This window comes from Kitasatospora sp. NPDC056783, from assembly GCF_042789895.1.
GTDB lineage: Bacteria > Actinomycetota > Actinomycetes > Streptomycetales > Streptomycetaceae > Kitasatospora.
Genome location: NZ_JBHUAF010000065.1, coordinates 1 through 14,370, shown reverse-complemented (window position 1 = coordinate 14,370; position 14,370 = coordinate 1). Strand labels below are relative to the sequence as shown.

15 protein-coding genes and 1 pseudogene are annotated in these 14,370 nt (G+C 71.8%); 7 read left to right on the top strand and 9 right to left on the bottom strand.

Going from position 1 to position 14,370, the window contains the following annotated elements:
- Window positions 1-58: 58 nt before the first annotated feature.
- On the bottom strand, window positions 59-730 hold the full coding sequence (locus tag ACFRMQ_RS13020; RefSeq protein WP_380730108.1) for a hypothetical protein: 672 nt from the start codon (window positions 728-730) through the stop codon (window positions 59-61).
- 359 nt (window positions 731-1,089) lie between these two features.
- Here ACFRMQ_RS13020 and ACFRMQ_RS13015 point away from each other — a divergent pair, with 359 nt between their 5' ends.
- Entirely contained in the window at window positions 1,090-1,989 is a 900-nt protein-coding gene (locus tag ACFRMQ_RS13015) for an aminoglycoside phosphotransferase family protein (protein ID WP_380730106.1), read from the top strand.
- Between the two features lie 16 nt (window positions 1,990-2,005).
- Here ACFRMQ_RS13015 and ACFRMQ_RS13010 read toward each other — a convergent pair whose 3' ends face one another.
- From ACFRMQ_RS13010 to ACFRMQ_RS12990, 5 genes are all read right to left on the bottom strand, one after another.
- Window positions 2,006-3,547 (bottom strand): hypothetical protein, encoded by a 1,542-nt coding sequence (locus ACFRMQ_RS13010; RefSeq protein WP_380730104.1) that lies wholly within the window; start codon window positions 3,545-3,547, stop codon window positions 2,006-2,008.
- The gene (locus tag ACFRMQ_RS13005) at window positions 3,544-3,879 is read right to left on the bottom strand and encodes a helix-turn-helix domain-containing protein (protein ID WP_380730102.1); all 336 of its coding nucleotides are present in this window, start codon (window positions 3,877-3,879) and stop codon (window positions 3,544-3,546) included. Before ACFRMQ_RS13005 ends, ACFRMQ_RS13010 begins: the two co-directional genes overlap by 4 nt.
- The gene (locus ACFRMQ_RS13000) at window positions 3,876-5,000 is read right to left on the bottom strand and encodes a tyrosine-type recombinase/integrase (RefSeq protein WP_380730100.1); all 1,125 of its coding nucleotides are present in this window, start codon (window positions 4,998-5,000) and stop codon (window positions 3,876-3,878) included. Before ACFRMQ_RS13000 ends, ACFRMQ_RS13005 begins: the two co-directional genes overlap by 4 nt.
- Before the next feature lie 445 nt (window positions 5,001-5,445).
- The gene (locus ACFRMQ_RS12995) at window positions 5,446-6,084 is read right to left on the bottom strand and encodes a hypothetical protein (RefSeq protein ID WP_380730098.1); all 639 of its coding nucleotides are present in this window, start codon (window positions 6,082-6,084) and stop codon (window positions 5,446-5,448) included.
- 144 nt (window positions 6,085-6,228) lie between these two features.
- A complete protein-coding gene (locus ACFRMQ_RS12990; RefSeq protein ID WP_380730096.1) occupies window positions 6,229-6,411 on the bottom strand; it encodes a hypothetical protein in 183 nt (60 codons plus the stop codon).
- Between the two features lie 114 nt (window positions 6,412-6,525).
- On the opposite strand from ACFRMQ_RS12990, the gene ACFRMQ_RS12985 reads away from it, so the two are divergent.
- From ACFRMQ_RS12985 to ACFRMQ_RS12970, 4 genes and pseudogenes are all read left to right on the top strand, one after another.
- Window positions 6,526-7,074 carry a SigE family RNA polymerase sigma factor gene (locus tag ACFRMQ_RS12985; protein WP_380730093.1) on the top strand — a complete coding sequence of 183 codons (549 nt, stop codon included), beginning with the start codon at window positions 6,526-6,528 and terminating at the stop codon, window positions 7,072-7,074.
- Window positions 7,071-7,649 (top strand): PASTA domain-containing protein, encoded by a 579-nt coding sequence (locus ACFRMQ_RS12980; protein ID WP_380730091.1) that lies wholly within the window; start codon window positions 7,071-7,073, stop codon window positions 7,647-7,649. The genes ACFRMQ_RS12985 and ACFRMQ_RS12980 overlap by 4 nt, the downstream gene beginning before the upstream one ends.
- A 576-nt stretch (window positions 7,650-8,225) precedes the next feature.
- A complete protein-coding gene (locus ACFRMQ_RS12975) occupies window positions 8,226-8,444 on the top strand; it encodes a DUF732 domain-containing protein (RefSeq protein WP_380730125.1) in 219 nt (72 codons plus the stop codon).
- Between the two features lie 153 nt (window positions 8,445-8,597).
- Window positions 8,598-8,711: pseudogene (locus ACFRMQ_RS12970) on the top strand (DUF4158 domain-containing protein); the annotation flags it as partial.
- 180 nt (window positions 8,712-8,891) lie between these two features.
- On the opposite strand, the gene ACFRMQ_RS12965 reads toward ACFRMQ_RS12970, so the two are convergent.
- The 3 genes from ACFRMQ_RS12965 to ACFRMQ_RS12955 all read right to left on the bottom strand — a co-directional run bounded on the left by ACFRMQ_RS12965 (window position 8,892) and on the right by ACFRMQ_RS12955 (window position 11,545).
- Window positions 8,892-9,830 (bottom strand): dihydrodipicolinate synthase family protein, encoded by a 939-nt coding sequence (locus ACFRMQ_RS12965; RefSeq protein ID WP_380730089.1) that lies wholly within the window; start codon window positions 9,828-9,830, stop codon window positions 8,892-8,894.
- A 1-nt stretch (window position 9,831) separates the two neighbouring features.
- Complete coding sequence (locus ACFRMQ_RS12960; protein ID WP_380730087.1) at window positions 9,832-10,632, bottom strand: aldolase; 801 nt, start codon at window positions 10,630-10,632, stop codon at window positions 9,832-9,834.
- A 205-nt stretch (window positions 10,633-10,837) separates the two neighbouring features.
- Window positions 10,838-11,545, bottom strand: a complete 708-nt coding sequence (locus tag ACFRMQ_RS12955; RefSeq protein WP_380730085.1) for a TetR/AcrR family transcriptional regulator — start codon at window positions 11,543-11,545, stop codon at window positions 10,838-10,840.
- A gap of 103 nt (window positions 11,546-11,648) precedes the next feature.
- Between ACFRMQ_RS12955 and ACFRMQ_RS12950 the strand changes: the two genes are divergently transcribed.
- Entirely contained in the window at window positions 11,649-13,139 is a 1,491-nt protein-coding gene (locus tag ACFRMQ_RS12950) for an MFS transporter (protein WP_380730083.1), read from the top strand.
- 177 nt (window positions 13,140-13,316) lie between these two features.
- Window positions 13,317-14,370, top strand: a 1,054-nt coding sequence (locus ACFRMQ_RS12945) for a 2,3-butanediol dehydrogenase (protein ID WP_380730081.1), incomplete at its 3' end; no start/stop codon positions are given.

Genomic DNA, 14,370 nt, shown 5'->3' with positions numbered 1-14,370 from the left:
CCGGGGGTTTTCGGCGCCGCCGGGGCCGCTTGGGCCTTCGACCCCGGGGAGCCGTGATTCAGCGGTACTGCTCCGGAACTTCCATCTCGTCCGAACCGTCGGAGATGTACTCCACCCCCGGGGTCGCGACCTCGGCGACGACGATCCAGGGTCTATGCCCCTCCACTTCGCAGACCGCGTGCAAGCGCAGTTTCGCCTCCCAGTACCCGTCCACCCAGTCTCCCGGGTCTTGGAACCAGCTCGGCGGCTCGGAGTTATCCATCTGCCTGTGCACGAAGTTGCCGCGCTCCAGGCTCCGGATGATGCTCTGGCGGCCGGGCGCGGCAACCTCGTCGACCCCAGGGCTGAATCGGGCGGGCCCCCAGATCACCGACGGCAGCTCTGTACGCATAGCTTCGTCGTAATGCGGTCTGGCTGAGTGATCCCGTCCGGCCTCGTCGCGCACCGTGAGAGTGATGGTGTCGAGGTGATCCAGCCCGACGGGGCCGGCGAGTGTGGTGGTGAGCCTCAGGCGGTTGGATCCCACGCGGATCAGGTTGAAGGTCAGCTCAGGAGTCAGCTCGCGGTGCCAGCGGTCGCGTTCGATCTGCGCCACCTCTCGCGCGGTGTCAGCCGAGTCCGCGGCGGCCGCCGCCGCTTTGCGGGTCGTCCAGTACGCCATGACCGCGGAGACCACCACCCCGACCGCGGCAACAATGGCACCGAACGCCGTCCAGTCGTCAGTGTTCATGGTGCCGGACCGTAGCAGCAGGGGCGGCCGCACCCGGTGGAGTTTCCGGATCGGGACATGATCGGGAGCTGATGCTGGTGAACTTGCTTGTTTTGTGCGGCGGTTTACTGGTGGGCTCGCGTATTCAACTGTCGCGGGTTCCCCGAGAAACCCAGCCCGCCGGTGACCAGGTGTGGTCGCCAGCGGCGTATCGGGGGGCGGTTCAGGCTGCCCTCGTTGGCATTGAGCTGGGGATGCCCCCCTTGAGTCGTTGCGAGCCCGGGATCACTGGGTACCGCGAGAACTTGCGAGATCGAACCGGGGACTGGATCTCCCAAGGGCAAGGTCGGCTCCGCCTGCCTCAAGTACTGTGACTTCGCGTGATCGAATCCGAGATTGAGATCAGCGAAGATCTGATCCGTGACCTGCTCCGGGAGCAGCACCCGGATCTGGCCGAGTTGCCCATCCGTGAGGTGGAGGGCGGTTGGGGAAACCAGATGTGGCGGCTCGGGGACGAGTTGGCCGTCCGGATGCAGCGGATGGAGAAACTCCCCGATTCGCAGCTCAAGGAGCGCCGCTGGCTGCCGGTGCTGGCCCCGCGCCTGCCGCTGCCGATCCCGACTCCGGTGCGGAGCGGTGCACCTTCCGAGCGCTTCCCCAAGGTCTGGACCGTCATGACATGGGTGGAAGGCACGCCGCTGGACCACGGCTCGATCACCCGCGGCGACCACGCGGCCGACACGCTGGCGGCCTTCCTCAAGGCGCTGCATGCGGAGGCGCCCGCCGACGCGCCGGACTCCTCGGCCTTCGGCGCTCACCCCAGGAAGTGCACGGACGGCTTCGAGAGCTTCCTGCAGGCCGTAGACCTCGGCGGCTTCGCCGAGGACGACATCCGGGCCGTGTGGGACGACGCGGTGATGGCTCCCGAGTGGGGCGGCCCGCGAGTGTGGGTGCACGGCGACCTGCACCCCGCGAACGTCGTCGTCGCGGACGGGACACTCGCGGGCGTCATCGACTTCGACGCGGTCTTCGCCGGCGACCCGGCATGGGACCTTATGGCTGCCTGGCTGCTGCTCCCCGCGGGCGGCGCCGCTCGGTTCTTCAACAGCTACGTACAAGCGGACGAGGCGGCGGTACGACGGGCGCGCGGGCTGGCCGCGATGAAGAGCCTGTTCCTGATGGCCATGGGTCGGGCCGGGGACCGCGGCCTGCCCGGCGGCAAGCCGCACTGGGGGCCAGTCGGCCGGTCGGCACTTGACCGTGTTTTGAAGGGCCTTTGACTGGGGGCTCGCGTTTTCAACTGCCGTGGGTGCTCCGAGGAACCCAGCCCACCGGTGAGCGAGTGTGGTCACCGGCGGCGTATCGGCTCCAGGTTCCGCCGGTCTCTCGGAGAAGGCGGCTGGTGGTCTTGTCGTGGTAGCCGAGGGCGTTCGCGACAACGGGGGCAGGCAGTTCGAGGAGTTGTTGTCGGATGGCGGCGCCGCGGGCGGCGGCGACCGGGATGCCGATCTCGCCCAGGAGCGCGGACAGGTGGTCGGGGCGGGCTGGCTGGCCGGCTCGGCGGCCGGGGAAGAGCCAGCGGGATGCCTGGTTGGTGGCGGTGTTCATGTTGCCGCGGTCCGCGATATACGCCAGCAGCAGGGCCGCGACCGGTGAGGGGATGGGTGAGGCGGGCTCCCCAAGCCGGAGAAGCGTGGTCTCTCCGTCGTGGAGCACGTCGTCGATCGTCAGCCGGACGATCCGGGTGAGGGGTTGCGCGTAGAGGAGGACGATGACCCCGGCGACGCGGAGGCGCATCGGTGCGTCTGTGTCGGTCAGCAGTCGGCCGAGTGCGGCCAAGCGTTCGTCCTCGCTCAGGGCGGGCCGCCGGGAGATCCTCTGTGCGGGGATGAAGAGGGAGCGTGGGCACCGGCGGCTCTGCATGGCCCAGTTGAGGAAGGGCCTCAGGGAGGTGCGGCCGCGTTCGGTGTTCTCGGCGAACCAGGCGTCGATGTCGAGCTGGCCCAGGGACGCGAGGGTACTGTTCCGGGCGCTGAGCCAATGCAGGAAGGCCGTCGCGCAGGTGATCTGCTCGGCTGCGAATCCGCGGACGCTCGGTGTGATCCGACTGCGATCGGCTCGTTCCCGCAGGTGGGGAAGGACACGCCAGGTCGCGAAGAGCTTGATCGTCTTCAGGTGCTCGGGTTCTGCGATGCTGGCCAGGTGGCCGGGCAGCCATCGTTGGAAGGAGCAGATGTACTTGTCGACGGCGGGTAGGACTCCGCTGGCCATCAGGAGTTCTTCCAGATGGGCCGCTGCCCGCCAGGGCTGGAGTTCATGGAAGGCGTCGTGGGTCAGGGGGATCTGTCCGAGCCCGAGCCGCCGCAGTAGCTGCGAGGCGTTTCCCGGTTGGCCTCGGCGCATCGCCAGCCAAGCCAGGCCGCTTCTGGGCTCGTCCATCGCCACCAGCATGTCGAGCAAGGGCGTGAGCGTCGGGCGGACTCGGCCGGTGCCGTCATCCAGGAGGGCGGTCAGCCGGTCGGTGAGCGTGCAACGTTCGCAGAGCCGGCCGCCGAGGAGTTTGCCCTCGAAGCCGCAGCGCGAGCAGTCGAAGGTCTGGGAGAAGCCGGCGCAGGTCGTGCAGATCGCGGAGCCGTCGGCGGGGTGACGTCCGGGAAGGGCACGGTCCTGGCCGCATCCGGGGCACGTTCCTCGCGTTCGCACCGCGCGGTCCGAGCAGGTCCGGCAGACGTAGCCGTCCGGCCAGGTGCCGGACTTGTGCCTGCGGCGGCCGCAGCGGCAGCACTCGGCCATGAACCAGCGTTCGTACTGCTCGTCGGTGGCGTAGGGGCGGCTCATGCGTCGGGCAGGATGCGGGCCGCGCGGGGCCGGAGCTTCGCGACGTTGGAGGGCGGGGTGGGCAGGTCGCCGGTGGCGGTCTTGCGGACGCCGGCGTTCTCGGCGGTGGTGGTCACCAGGTCGGCCGGGGTGCAGGCCAGGATGTCGCAGAGCGCGGACAGGACCTGCAGCGACAGCCTCTCCGGTGTGCCGGAGACCATGCGGTGGACCTGGGAGGCGGACAGGTCGATGCCGCGTTCGCGCAGCAGCGGGACCAGTTCGGTCGCGGTGAAGATGCGGTGCTGGGCCATCACCTCACGCAGCCGCCAGGTGTAGCCGACCTTGCGCTTCATGCCTGCCTCCCGTTCTGGGCCTGGAGGGCGGCGGCGACGGTGGCGTCCAGGTGCCGGCGCAGGGTGCGGGTGCGGAAGTCCGAGGAGACGCAGGTGTAGATGGACGTGGTACTGGCGTGCTCGTGGCCGACCTGTTCCTGGACGAAGCGAGGGTCCCAGCCGTCCTCGATCAGGTGGGTGACGTAGGACCTTCGGAAGGAGTGGTAGTCCAGCCCGTCGTCCAGGCCCAGGGCCTTGCGGTAGGCGATGAAGCGGGAGTTGATGCGCTGGCAGCCGATCCGCAGTCCGCGCTCGGACGGCCAGGCCGCAGGGTTGCCGTCGGTGCCCAGCAGCGGGCGGACCTCAGTGAACCACTCGTCCAGGACATCGGGGGTCCAGCCGAACACGGTCAGCACGCCGCGGCGTTTGGGCGGCGAGCCCTTCTTGGCCTTGCCGAACCGGACCTGGCAGCGGCCGAACTCGCCGTACTCGGCGCCGTGCGGGTTGCGGCCGAAGTCGGCGGCGTCGAGCATCCGCGTCTCGTTGCGCCGCAGCCCGTAGGCGTAGGCGGTCTTGAACAGGGTGGCGTCACGGAACGCCGGCAGCCAGCCCTTGCGGCCGACGGCCCTGATCCGGGCGACCTCGTCGTCGCAGTGCTCGAAGAACGCGTGCAGCTCGGCCTTGGTGAACGCCCGCTTCTTCGCGTCGGCCTCGTTGTCCTGGACGTGCACTGCGGTGTTCCACTCGTGAACGACCTGGACCGGGTGGGTGCCGAACCCATCCTCGCACGTGGCCGCCCAGTCGTAGAGCGGGTCGGTGACGAAGTGGCAGAACGCCCGGACCGCCTCCGAGTAGGACCGGATCGTGGAACGGCGCAGGTCCCGCAGCGATCGCAGGTCGCCGAGCCACTCGTCGACCATCGCCGGCGTCCAGTGCCACGGGTAGGTGTTCACGTACGCGGCGAACGCCTTGACCGTGTTCTCCCGGCCCTCCACCGTCGTCCGGGCCAGATTCCGCGCGAGCTGCTGGTTGGCGAACCCGGTCAGCATCGCGGTGAAGACCTGTTCCTCCGGCCGCAGCAGCGCGACTCCGTCCACCAGGTGCAGCCGTGCCGCACCTGGGATCGACCCGTTGAACCCCATCGGTCCACCACCCTCCGTCACTCGCGTCGTATGCGAGAAAACCGCATCTGATGCGAGTCGGCGGACAAACCGCAGGTCAGTCAGCCGGACGAGTGACACCAGCTGGCGTCATCGCCAGGTCCGTCGCTACCGTCGCCACCAGCAGGCTGAGCTAACTTCCATGGTCAGCTTGCTGGTTGGCGCCGTCGTCCACGACGATTCGCGAACCGTCGCGAGTTCGCATCGGATGCAATTGGCGGCGCTTGGAACATCGGAACGAAAACCGGCGCTAAGCCCTCCGTGCTCTCCGGAGCCCGTTGACCTGCGGTTCCGTGGTGGTTGAACCTTCGGCAGTCGTGTTGATCAACTGCCTGGAGGTCCGGGATGCCGGTCGAGTTTCTGACGGATGAGCAGGCGTCCCGGTACGGGGCGTTCTACGGCGCCCCGGCGCGGGCGGGGATGGCCCTCAGGCCGACGAGGCGCTGCGCCGGATGCGCGACTGCTCCCAGGCGCCCGCGAGGATGGCCCCCCGTTCCCGGCAGCGGGTGGCGGTCTTCCGCCGCCCGCTGTTCGTCTTCGACGCCTGCCGGGTCGTCACCACGGCCCACCCCTGGGGCGGCGGCGAAGGCCCGGTGCCGGGGCGGCGCTCCCGGTCGGGCGGGGCGAGCAGGAGGATCAGGGTGTTGAGCGTGGTCAGCCCCAACCCGCGCGGGCCGAGGCCGAGTTCGGCTGCTGCGGCTCGGTCCAGGCCGAGCAGCCCGGTGTAGGACAGCAGGCAGAACAGTGCCGCCGAAGCGGCGGCCGGCAGGGCCAGGACCCGTGCGGCGGACCAGCGGTCGGCCACCACCGCGCGGGCCGTGAGCGCGGCCGGGACGAGGAACGAGACCGCCGCCAGGAGCGGGCCTCCGTCGGGGAAGCCGCTGGTGGAGGAGCCGTGGGTCTCGGGGCTGACGGCGGTTCGCACGTCGCGCACGACCGAGGCTGCCGCGTAGGTTCCGGCGAGCAGGGCGGCGATCGGCGCCGCGGTGACGAACGCCCGGCCCGCCGGGCGGTGGGAGACCAGGCCGAGCCGGACCCGGACTCCGTGCCCGGCGACGTCGGCCACCTCGCGCAGCCCTCCGGCCGGACCGGAGAGCGATCCGGCGGGCGGCGAAGTCGGTCACCTCCGCGAGCGCGCCGGTACCGTACGAGGACGGGTAGAGCGCGAGGGCCCGCCGGAGAAGCCAGGCGTTCAGGGGGTGCTTCGAGGTCATGCCGAGCCTCCCGCGGAACGGGTCCGGGGTGCCGCCAGGCGGCGGTCCGCCTCGCGCAGGGCGGAGCGCAGGCGGTCGGCCTCGGTCCTGAGCGACTGTTCTCCGTCCGGGGTGAGGGTGAACACGCGTCGGGGGCGTCCGTCCACCCCGGGTGGCAGCGGCGCGAGGTCCTGGGACACCCTTCCGTCCCGGCTGTGATTCACGTCACTACCGGCGGCTCGGTGCAGCACCCGGACCCGTTCCGCCGTCATGGGGGCAGTCATCAGAACGGGACGAGGAGAGGAGGTCGGCGAGTGAGGTTTCGCAGGAGCGGTCCGGACAACGGATTCACGGAGTTCGTCGCACAGCGGTCGGGAGCGTTGTTCCGCACCGCGTATGCGCTGACCGGTGACGTGCACGTGGCCGAGGATCTGGTGCAGGAGGCGCTGGAGCGGGCGTGCCGACAGTGGCGGAAGGTCGCGGTGGCGGACTCGCCGGAGGCGTACGTGCGCAAAGTGCTGGTCAACCTGGCCAACGACCGCTGGCGGCGGCTGTCGCGCCGGGGCGAGCGCCCCGGACTGTCGGGGGTGCCCGAGACGGCCGACCCCCGGGACCGGTTCGGGCAGGTGGATCTGCGCGCGGAACTGATCGAGGCACTGCTCGGGCTGCCGATGGGCATGCGCAGCGTGGTGGTCCTGTACTACCTGCACGATCTGGACGCCCGGCAGGTCGCCGACGTCCTGGACATATCTTCGAGTGCGGTGAGGTCCCAGCTCGCCCGCGGCCTGGCCAAGCTGCGCGATTCCGTATCGGGCGCCCAGGCGCCGCACACGCCGTCGGCCACTTTCGGAGGTACGAAGTGAGGAACACGTCGTCCGGACCGGCCCCGTTCGAGCCGGGCCTCGAAGCCGAGCTGCGTGCCGCGGTGGCCTCCTTCACCGACGGGCCGACGGCGCCGGTCATCGACGCGGCCGCGATCGAGCGAGCCGTCCGCCGCAGCCGCACCCGCCGGGCGCTCCTCGGCACCGCTGCGGCGTGCTGCGTGCTGGCGTGCGCCACGGTGGGGTTCTTCGCGCTGAAGCCCGTGCCGCCCGCGCCCGGTGCCGCCCCGTCCCTGTCCCCACCGGCGAACGGGGCGTGCACCCCGCTCGCCACCGGCACCCCCAAGAGCGGAAGCGCCGATGCGACTCCGACACAGGAGCAGAAGCAGACCGTGGGAGCGGGCATCGCGCTGCCGGACCTGGCCGGCATGCCGGTCGAACAGGCCGGAAGCCTGCTGCGCGGACTCGGACTGAGCTGCACGATCATGCGGCACACGGACTGGAACGCTCCCGCCGGGCAGGTGATCAGCAGTCAGCCCCGGGGCGGCGCAGAACCGGTGGCACCGGGCTCGTCCGTCCTCCTGCTGGTCTCGACGGGCAAACCCGGCGGAACCTGAGCGACCGGGCCCTTCGGCCCGCGCACCGGCCGAGCGACCCAGGGGCCGGTGCCGGGCAGTCCGTCGGCCGCGGCGCACCGGCTGGACGCCCGCCCCTCCGGGCCGCTGCCGGACTTTTCCGAGGGGCGCGTGCGGGGAGGGGAGTGGGGGGAGGGCTCCTGCCGGTGGGGCGCAGGGCCGTGGCGTCGGCGGAGCATGCGCGCACAGACGCTCCGCCCGTGCGCGCGCCGACCGCCGGCTCCCCGTCCCGGCCACGCCATGGCCTCGTCACGGTCCAGCGACAACGGCACCGCCGCACCCTCGCTGCTGACACCATGTCAGTCAGGAGACTCCGACTTCTCACGGTCGGCCTGACCGCCGCCGCACTCCTCACCCTGACCGCCTGCGACGACGACGGCAGCGGCAGCGCCTCCGCCACCAGCAGCGCCCCCGTCGCGCCCGCACCCGCCACCACCAGCGCGGCCCCGGCCGGCAGCGCCGCCTCCCCGGCATCCAGCGCACCGGCCGCCGCCAGCGCACCGGCCGTCGGCAGCATCCCGTCGCCCAACGTCGCCCAACGTCGCCCAGACCGCAGGGCTGATCGCCGCCCTGAAGGCTGTCGACCCCGCCCTCGCCGCCGACCAGGCCAAGGCCATCGGCAAGGCCCTCAACGTCTGCCAGGAGATCAAGGCCGGAAAGGACGACACCACCCTCGCCAACAACGCCGCGCAGCGCTTCAGCGGCGGCAGCGTCACCCTCACCCCCGAGCAGGGAGCCGTCATCGTCGTCGCGGTGAAGGCGTCCTTCTGCCCCTGACCGCCCGACACCGACGAGCCCTCGGGGGGTGTCCCTATGAGTGGTGTGCATCGTGACCTGCCACTTCACGATGCACACCACTCAATGGCTCGCCGCGGTCCGCCAGCGCGAGGATGGCCCCTTGTCTGGCAGCAGCACGGCCACTACGGCAGCCTGCTCCCCGCCTGCGCGGAGCTGGAGCGGTTCTCCTTCCTGGACGACGCGGACCGGGAGAAGGTGCAGGCGAAGCGGCGGGCGCACAACCGGCTGGGCTTCGCGGTGCAGCTGAACAGGCTCGCCATGAGCACTCGTCTCAGCGCATTCCCGTTGAGCACGCCCTCGCCGACCACAAGCGCTGGAAGGGCCTGGCCCGCTGGACCCACCGCCGCGACACCCTCCCGGCAACCTACCTCGCCGTCGCCGGCCTCGTCTCCGACCGCACCGCCGCCGTCTGACCAGCGGCCCCGCTCAGGCCGTCACATCGCCGCCGCTATCACGCACCAGGTCGTAAGCCGTGGAGACCCCCGCCGTGGCGAGCAGCGCGGCCAGCCGCGCCGTCCCGGCCTCGTCCAGCGGCAGCAGCGGGCGCCGGGGCTCGCCGACGTCCAGGCCGCGCAGTGCCAGGCCCGCCTTCACGGTGGTCGGCAGACCGCCGTCGAGCAGGAACCGCAGCACCGGCAGCTGCCGGTAGAACACCTGGCGGGCCGCGTCCAGGTCGCCGGCGCGCACCGCCCGGTACAGCTCCAGGGTGAGGTCGGGGATGACGCAGGGCGCCGCCGTGCACCAGCCGGCCGCGCCCGCAGCGAACGCCTCCAGCGCCAGCGGGTTGGAGCCGTTGTAGAACGGCAGGGCGCCGTCGGAGAGTTGGGTGAGCCGGTGCATCCGCTGGATGTCGCCGCTGCTCTCCTTGACCATGGTGATGTTCTCGACCCGCTCGACCAACCGGTGCATGAGCTCCGGGCTGAGGTCGACGCCGGCGGTGGCGGGGTTGTTGTAGATCATCAGCGGGATGCCGATCGCGTCGGCGATCTCGGTGTAGTGCCGGGTGATCTCCCGTTCGTCCAGCTTCCAGTACGAGAGCGGCAGCACCATCACCACGTCGGCGCCGGCCTGTTCGGCGAACCGGGCGCGGCGTACGGCGCTGTGGGTGGTGAGGTCGGCGATGCCGACGACGGTGGGCACCCGGCCCGCGACGGCCGACACCGAGGCCTCGGCGGCGGCGTACCACTCCCGGTCGTCGAGGTAGGCGCTCTCGCCGGTGGAGCCCAGCGGGGCGACGGCGTGGCAGCCGGAGCGGACCAGGCGGTCGATCAGCTCGGCGAGCCGGGCGAGGTCGAGGCCGCCGTCGGCGGGTGAGAACGGGGTCACCGGGTAGGCGATGATCCCTTCCAGGGCGGTGGCGTCCATCTCAGTTCTCCTTCCGGGTGGTCAGGGCGTCGCCGTGGCCGGCCCGCAGGGCGCGGCGGGCGTAGTAGGCGAAGTTCGCCTGGCCGCGCTTGGGGGTGGAGGTCCAGTCGTGCGCCTCCTTGGCCAGCAGTTCGGGGATCTCCTGGATCTTCCCGGCGGCGCCGGCGAGCAGCTGGAGCTTGGCGGCGCGTTCGAAGAGCAGGGCCAGTGTGCAGGCCTCCTCGACGGTGGCGGTGGCGACCAGCTGGCCGTGGTGGGCGAGCAGGAGCGCGCGCTTGTCGCCGAGGGCGGCGGAGATGATCTCGCCCTCCTCGTTGCCGACCGGGATACCGGGCCACGTCTCCAGGAACGCGCAGTCGTCGTAGAGCGGGCACATGTCCATGTGCGAGACGACCAGCGGGGTCTCCAGCATCGAGAGCGCGGAGACGTGCGGCGGGTGGGTGTGGATGACGCAGGTGACGTCGGGGCGGGCCCGGTAGACCCAACTGTGGAACCGGTTGGCCGGGTTGGCCATCCCGTCGCCTTCCAGCACGTTGAGGTCCTCGTCGACGAGGAGCAGGTTGTCCTCGGTGATCTCGTCGAAGCCGAGGCCCAGGCGCTGGGTGTAGTAGGTGCCGGGGCGTTCGGCACGGGCGGTGATCTGGCCGGCCAGCCCGGAGTCGTGGCCGCCGTCGAACAGGATGCGGCAGGTCAGGGCGAGCTTCTGGCGCACCGTCCAGTCGTTGTCGGGGATCGCGGTCCGCATCCGTTGCTGGGCCAGGTTCACCAGGTCGGTCTTGTCCGTCTCGAACGTGTCGGCCATGGCCGTGGTTCTCCTTCGCTCGTCGGTCGAGGCGGCCCCGCCGGGCGTCGGGCGCGGGCGCGGGCAGCGGCGCACGGCGGACGGCACGGCGAGGACACACGATTCACTTTAGGACACCTTGTGTCCTCACGTCGAGCACGCGACCCGGCCCTCGGCCCGAGAAGGCACCCCGGCCCGGGGGAAGGGCTCAGCCCCGGGGAAGGGCTCAGCCCCGGCCCGCGACCACCAGGCCGTCGATCAGCGCCGCCAGGGCGGTGCGCAGTTCGGCGCAGTGGGCGCCCGGGCCCAGGTAGGGGGCCGTCGTCCGGGCGAGCGCCAGGGCGGGGAGGGCGCGGGCGTCGGCGGCGGTGAGCGAGTCGGTCCGCGGGCCGGGCCGGCGCGGGCGGTCGACGGGGTGCTCGGAGAGGAGTTCGCCGATCAGGAGCTGCCAGCAGGCGCGGTAGGCGCGGGCCGCGCGCGGGGGCCGGAGGCCGGCGGCCATCAGGTCGGCCAGGCAGGCGTCGACGAAGGGCAGGGCCCGGGCGGACGCGAGCTCGCCGCGGACGAGGACGTGCGGCACCCAGGCGTGCCGGGCGAGGAAGTCGTGGGCGTCGAGGAGCCTGCGCAGCAGCCGCGCGGCGGGGGTGTCGCCCGGGACGTCCACGGGCATCCCGTCGGCGATCTCGTCCAGGACGGCGAGCAGCAGGCTCTCGCGGTCGGCGACGTGCCGGTAGAGCGAGGCGGCGGCGGTGTCGAGTTCCGCGGCCACGGCGCGCATGGTGAGCGCGTCGATCCCGTCCCGTTCGATCAGCCGTCGCGCGGCGGCGACGACCGCGCCCGTGGTGAGCCCGGGGCGCGGACGCCGGGGGCTGGGCCGGGAACCCGGGCCGGGGCTGGGGCGATCGGGTCCGCCGGTCGTGCGCTGCTCTGCCATTGCGTCATCCTGCCACGCCCGGCAGGGCGTTCACCTGCGCACTTGCGGTGGAAGTTAAGTAAGGCTTACCTTACGCGAACATTGTTCGCATCTGGAGGTGGCCGTGCCCGGATCAGCCCTGCCCTCATCGTCGTCGACCTCGCCCGGGGCGCGGTCCGCCACCGCCGCGAGCGGGCCCGGGCGGGCCGGGGTCCGCCCGGGCCTGGTGCTGGCCACCGCCTGCCTCTGCCAGCTGATCGTGACCCTCGACGCCAGCATCGTGAACATCGCCCTGCCCGCGATGGGCCGCTCCCTGGGCTTCGCCGACGGCGCGCTGCCCTGGGTCGTCAACGCCTACGCGCTCGCCTTCGGGGGCCTGCTGCTCCTGGGCGGACGGATCGCCGACCTGGCCGGACACCGCCGGGCGCTGCTCGCGGGCCTGGCGGTGTTCGGGATCGCCTCCGTGCTCGGCGGTTTCGCGCAGACCCCCGCCCAGCTGATCGGCGCCCGGGCCGGGCAGGGCGTGGCGAGCGCGCTCCTCGCGCCGATCAGCCTGACGCTCATCATGGTCACCTACACCGAGGGGGCGGCCAGGGCCCGGGCCCTGGGCATCTGGTCGATGGTGACGGCCGCGGGCAGCGCACTGGGCGTCCTGCTCGGCGGTGTGCTCACGGACCTGCTCGACTGGCGGTGGGTGTTCTTCGTCAACGTCCCGCTGGTCGCACTGGCCGCGCTACTGGCCGCGCGCTCGGTCGCCGCCGCCCGACCCAAGCGCGAGGGCCGGCTCGACCTGGTCGGCGCGGTGCTCGGGACCGGCGCGATGAGCACCCTGGTGTACGGGCTGATGGAGACCGACCGTCACCCCTGGACCTCGGCCCGGACCTTGGCCACGCTCGGCGCCGCCGTCCTCGTCGGGATCGCGTTCCTCGCCTGGGAAGCCCGCTTCGCCTCCGCGCCGATCGTCCGGCTCGGGGTGCTGCGCGGCCGCACGGCGTGGGTCGCGAGCCTGATCGTCACCCTGATCGGGGCGGCGATGCTGGTGGGCTTCTACTTCTGCTCGCTGCACCTGCAGAACGTCCTGCACTACGGTCCGCTGGCGGCCGGCGCCGCGTTCCTGCCGTTCTGCGCGGGCGTGATGGCCGGCAGCATGGCGGCCGGCCGTCTCGGCGCCCGGTTCGGAGGCCGGGCCACGCTCACCGGCGGCCTGCTGCTGGCGGGGCTCGGCATGCTCTGGTTCGGCGGGCTCGGTGTCGACTCCGGCTATCTGACGGCCTTCGTGGGGCCGTCGGTGGTCACCAGCACGGGCGTCGGGATCTGCATGGTCGCCAACACCGCGATGGGGACGTCGGGGGTCGCCCCGCACGAGGCCGGGCTGGTCAGCGGACTGCTCAACGCCGGGCGCCAGTGCGGCGGCAGCATCGGTCTGGCGGTGCTCTCCTCGCTGGCGACGGCCGCCACGCGGGACGCGGCGGGCGCCGGGCGGGGAGCCCTGGAGGCGCTCGCGGCCGGCTACGACCGGGCGTTCGTGGTCACGGCCGTCCTGCTGGCCGTGGCCGCGCTGGTCGCGGTGCTGTTCGTCCCGGCCCCGCCCCGGAAGGCGGCCCTGCGGGCCTGAGGCCCGCGACCCTCCCCCTGCCCCATCAGCGCCGTGCCGGGCGCGCCGCTGTGCTGATCCGACTTTTCGGGCGTAACGTTCAATTGTCAACTTAAATCCGCCGGACGAGGCACAGGCCTCGCCGGCGCCACGACCCGGCACGGGCCGCGAAGACAACATGGTGAGAGGACAGCTCACATGAAGGCTGCACGCTACTACGACCGTGGTGACATCCGTATCGAGGAGACGCCCGAGCCCACGGTCCGTCCGGGCACGGTCGGCATCGACGTCGCCTACTGCGGAATCTGCGGCACCGACCTGCACGAGTACCTCGACGGTCCGATCTTCGTCCCGCCGGCGGGCCACCCGCACCCGGTCTCCGGCGAAGCCGCCCCCGTGACCCTCGGCCACGAGATGTCCGGCGTCGTGTACGCGGTGGGCGAGGGCGTCGATGGCCTGAAGCCCGGCGACCGCGTCGTCGTCGAGCCCTACATCCTGCGCCCCGAGGTCGACACCAGCGAGAACAACCCCGTCTACCACCTCTCGCCCGACATGAACTTCATCGGGCTGGGCGGCCGCGGCGGCGGGCTCGCCGAGAAGATCGTCGTCGAGCGCCGCTGGGTCCACCCGGTCGGCGACGTCCCGCTGGACCAGGCGGCCCTCATCGAGCCGCTGTCGGTCGGCTACCACGCCTTCCAGCGCTCGGGCGCCAAGGCCGGCGACTTCGCCCTCGTCGGCGGCGCCGGCCCCATCGGGCTGCTCACCTGCGCGGTGCTCAAGGCGATGGGCGTCGAGGTCGCGGTCTCCGAGCTCAGTCCGCTGCGCCGGCAGAAGGCGCTGGACACCAAGGTCGCCGACCACGTCATCGACCCCGCCGTCACCGACGTCGCGGAGGAGGTCCGGCGTCTGACGGGTGGCAAGGGCGCGGACGTCGCGTTCGAGGCCACGTCCGTCAACGCCGTCCTCGACACGCTGTTCGACGCCGTCAGGCCGGGCGGTGTCATCACCGTCATCTCGATCTGGGGCAAGCCCGCGACGCTCGACATGCAGAAGCTCGTCCTCAAGGAGGTCGACCTGCGCGGGACCATCGCCTACGTCAACTCCCACCCGCAGACCATCAAGCTCGTGCAGGAGGGACGCGTCGACCTGGCCCCGTTCATCACCAAGACCATCGGGCTGGACGACCTCGTCAGCGAGGGCTTCGAGACCCTCATCCACCACAACGAGACGGCCGTGAAGATCCTGGTCGACC

Coding starts and splice junctions, on each gene's coding strand:
- ACFRMQ_RS13005 (WP_380730102.1), bottom strand. CDS start 3,879: ATGAAGCGCAAGGTCGGCTACACCTGGCGGCTGCGTGAGGTGATGGCC.
- ACFRMQ_RS13020 (WP_380730108.1), bottom strand. CDS start 730: ATGAACACTGACGACTGGACGGCGTTCGGTGCCATTGTTGCCGCGGTC.
- ACFRMQ_RS12955 (WP_380730085.1), bottom strand. CDS start 11,545: ATGGCAGAGCAGCGCACGACCGGCGGACCCGATCGCCCCAGCCCCGGC.
- ACFRMQ_RS13010 (WP_380730104.1), bottom strand. CDS start 3,547: ATGAGCCGCCCCTACGCCACCGACGAGCAGTACGAACGCTGGTTCATG.
- ACFRMQ_RS12960 (WP_380730087.1), bottom strand. CDS start 10,632: ATGGCCGACACGTTCGAGACGGACAAGACCGACCTGGTGAACCTGGCC.
- ACFRMQ_RS13000 (WP_380730100.1), bottom strand. CDS start 5,000: ATGGGGTTCAACGGGTCGATCCCAGGTGCGGCACGGCTGCACCTGGTG.
- ACFRMQ_RS12965 (WP_380730089.1), bottom strand. CDS start 9,830: ATGGACGCCACCGCCCTGGAAGGGATCATCGCCTACCCGGTGACCCCG.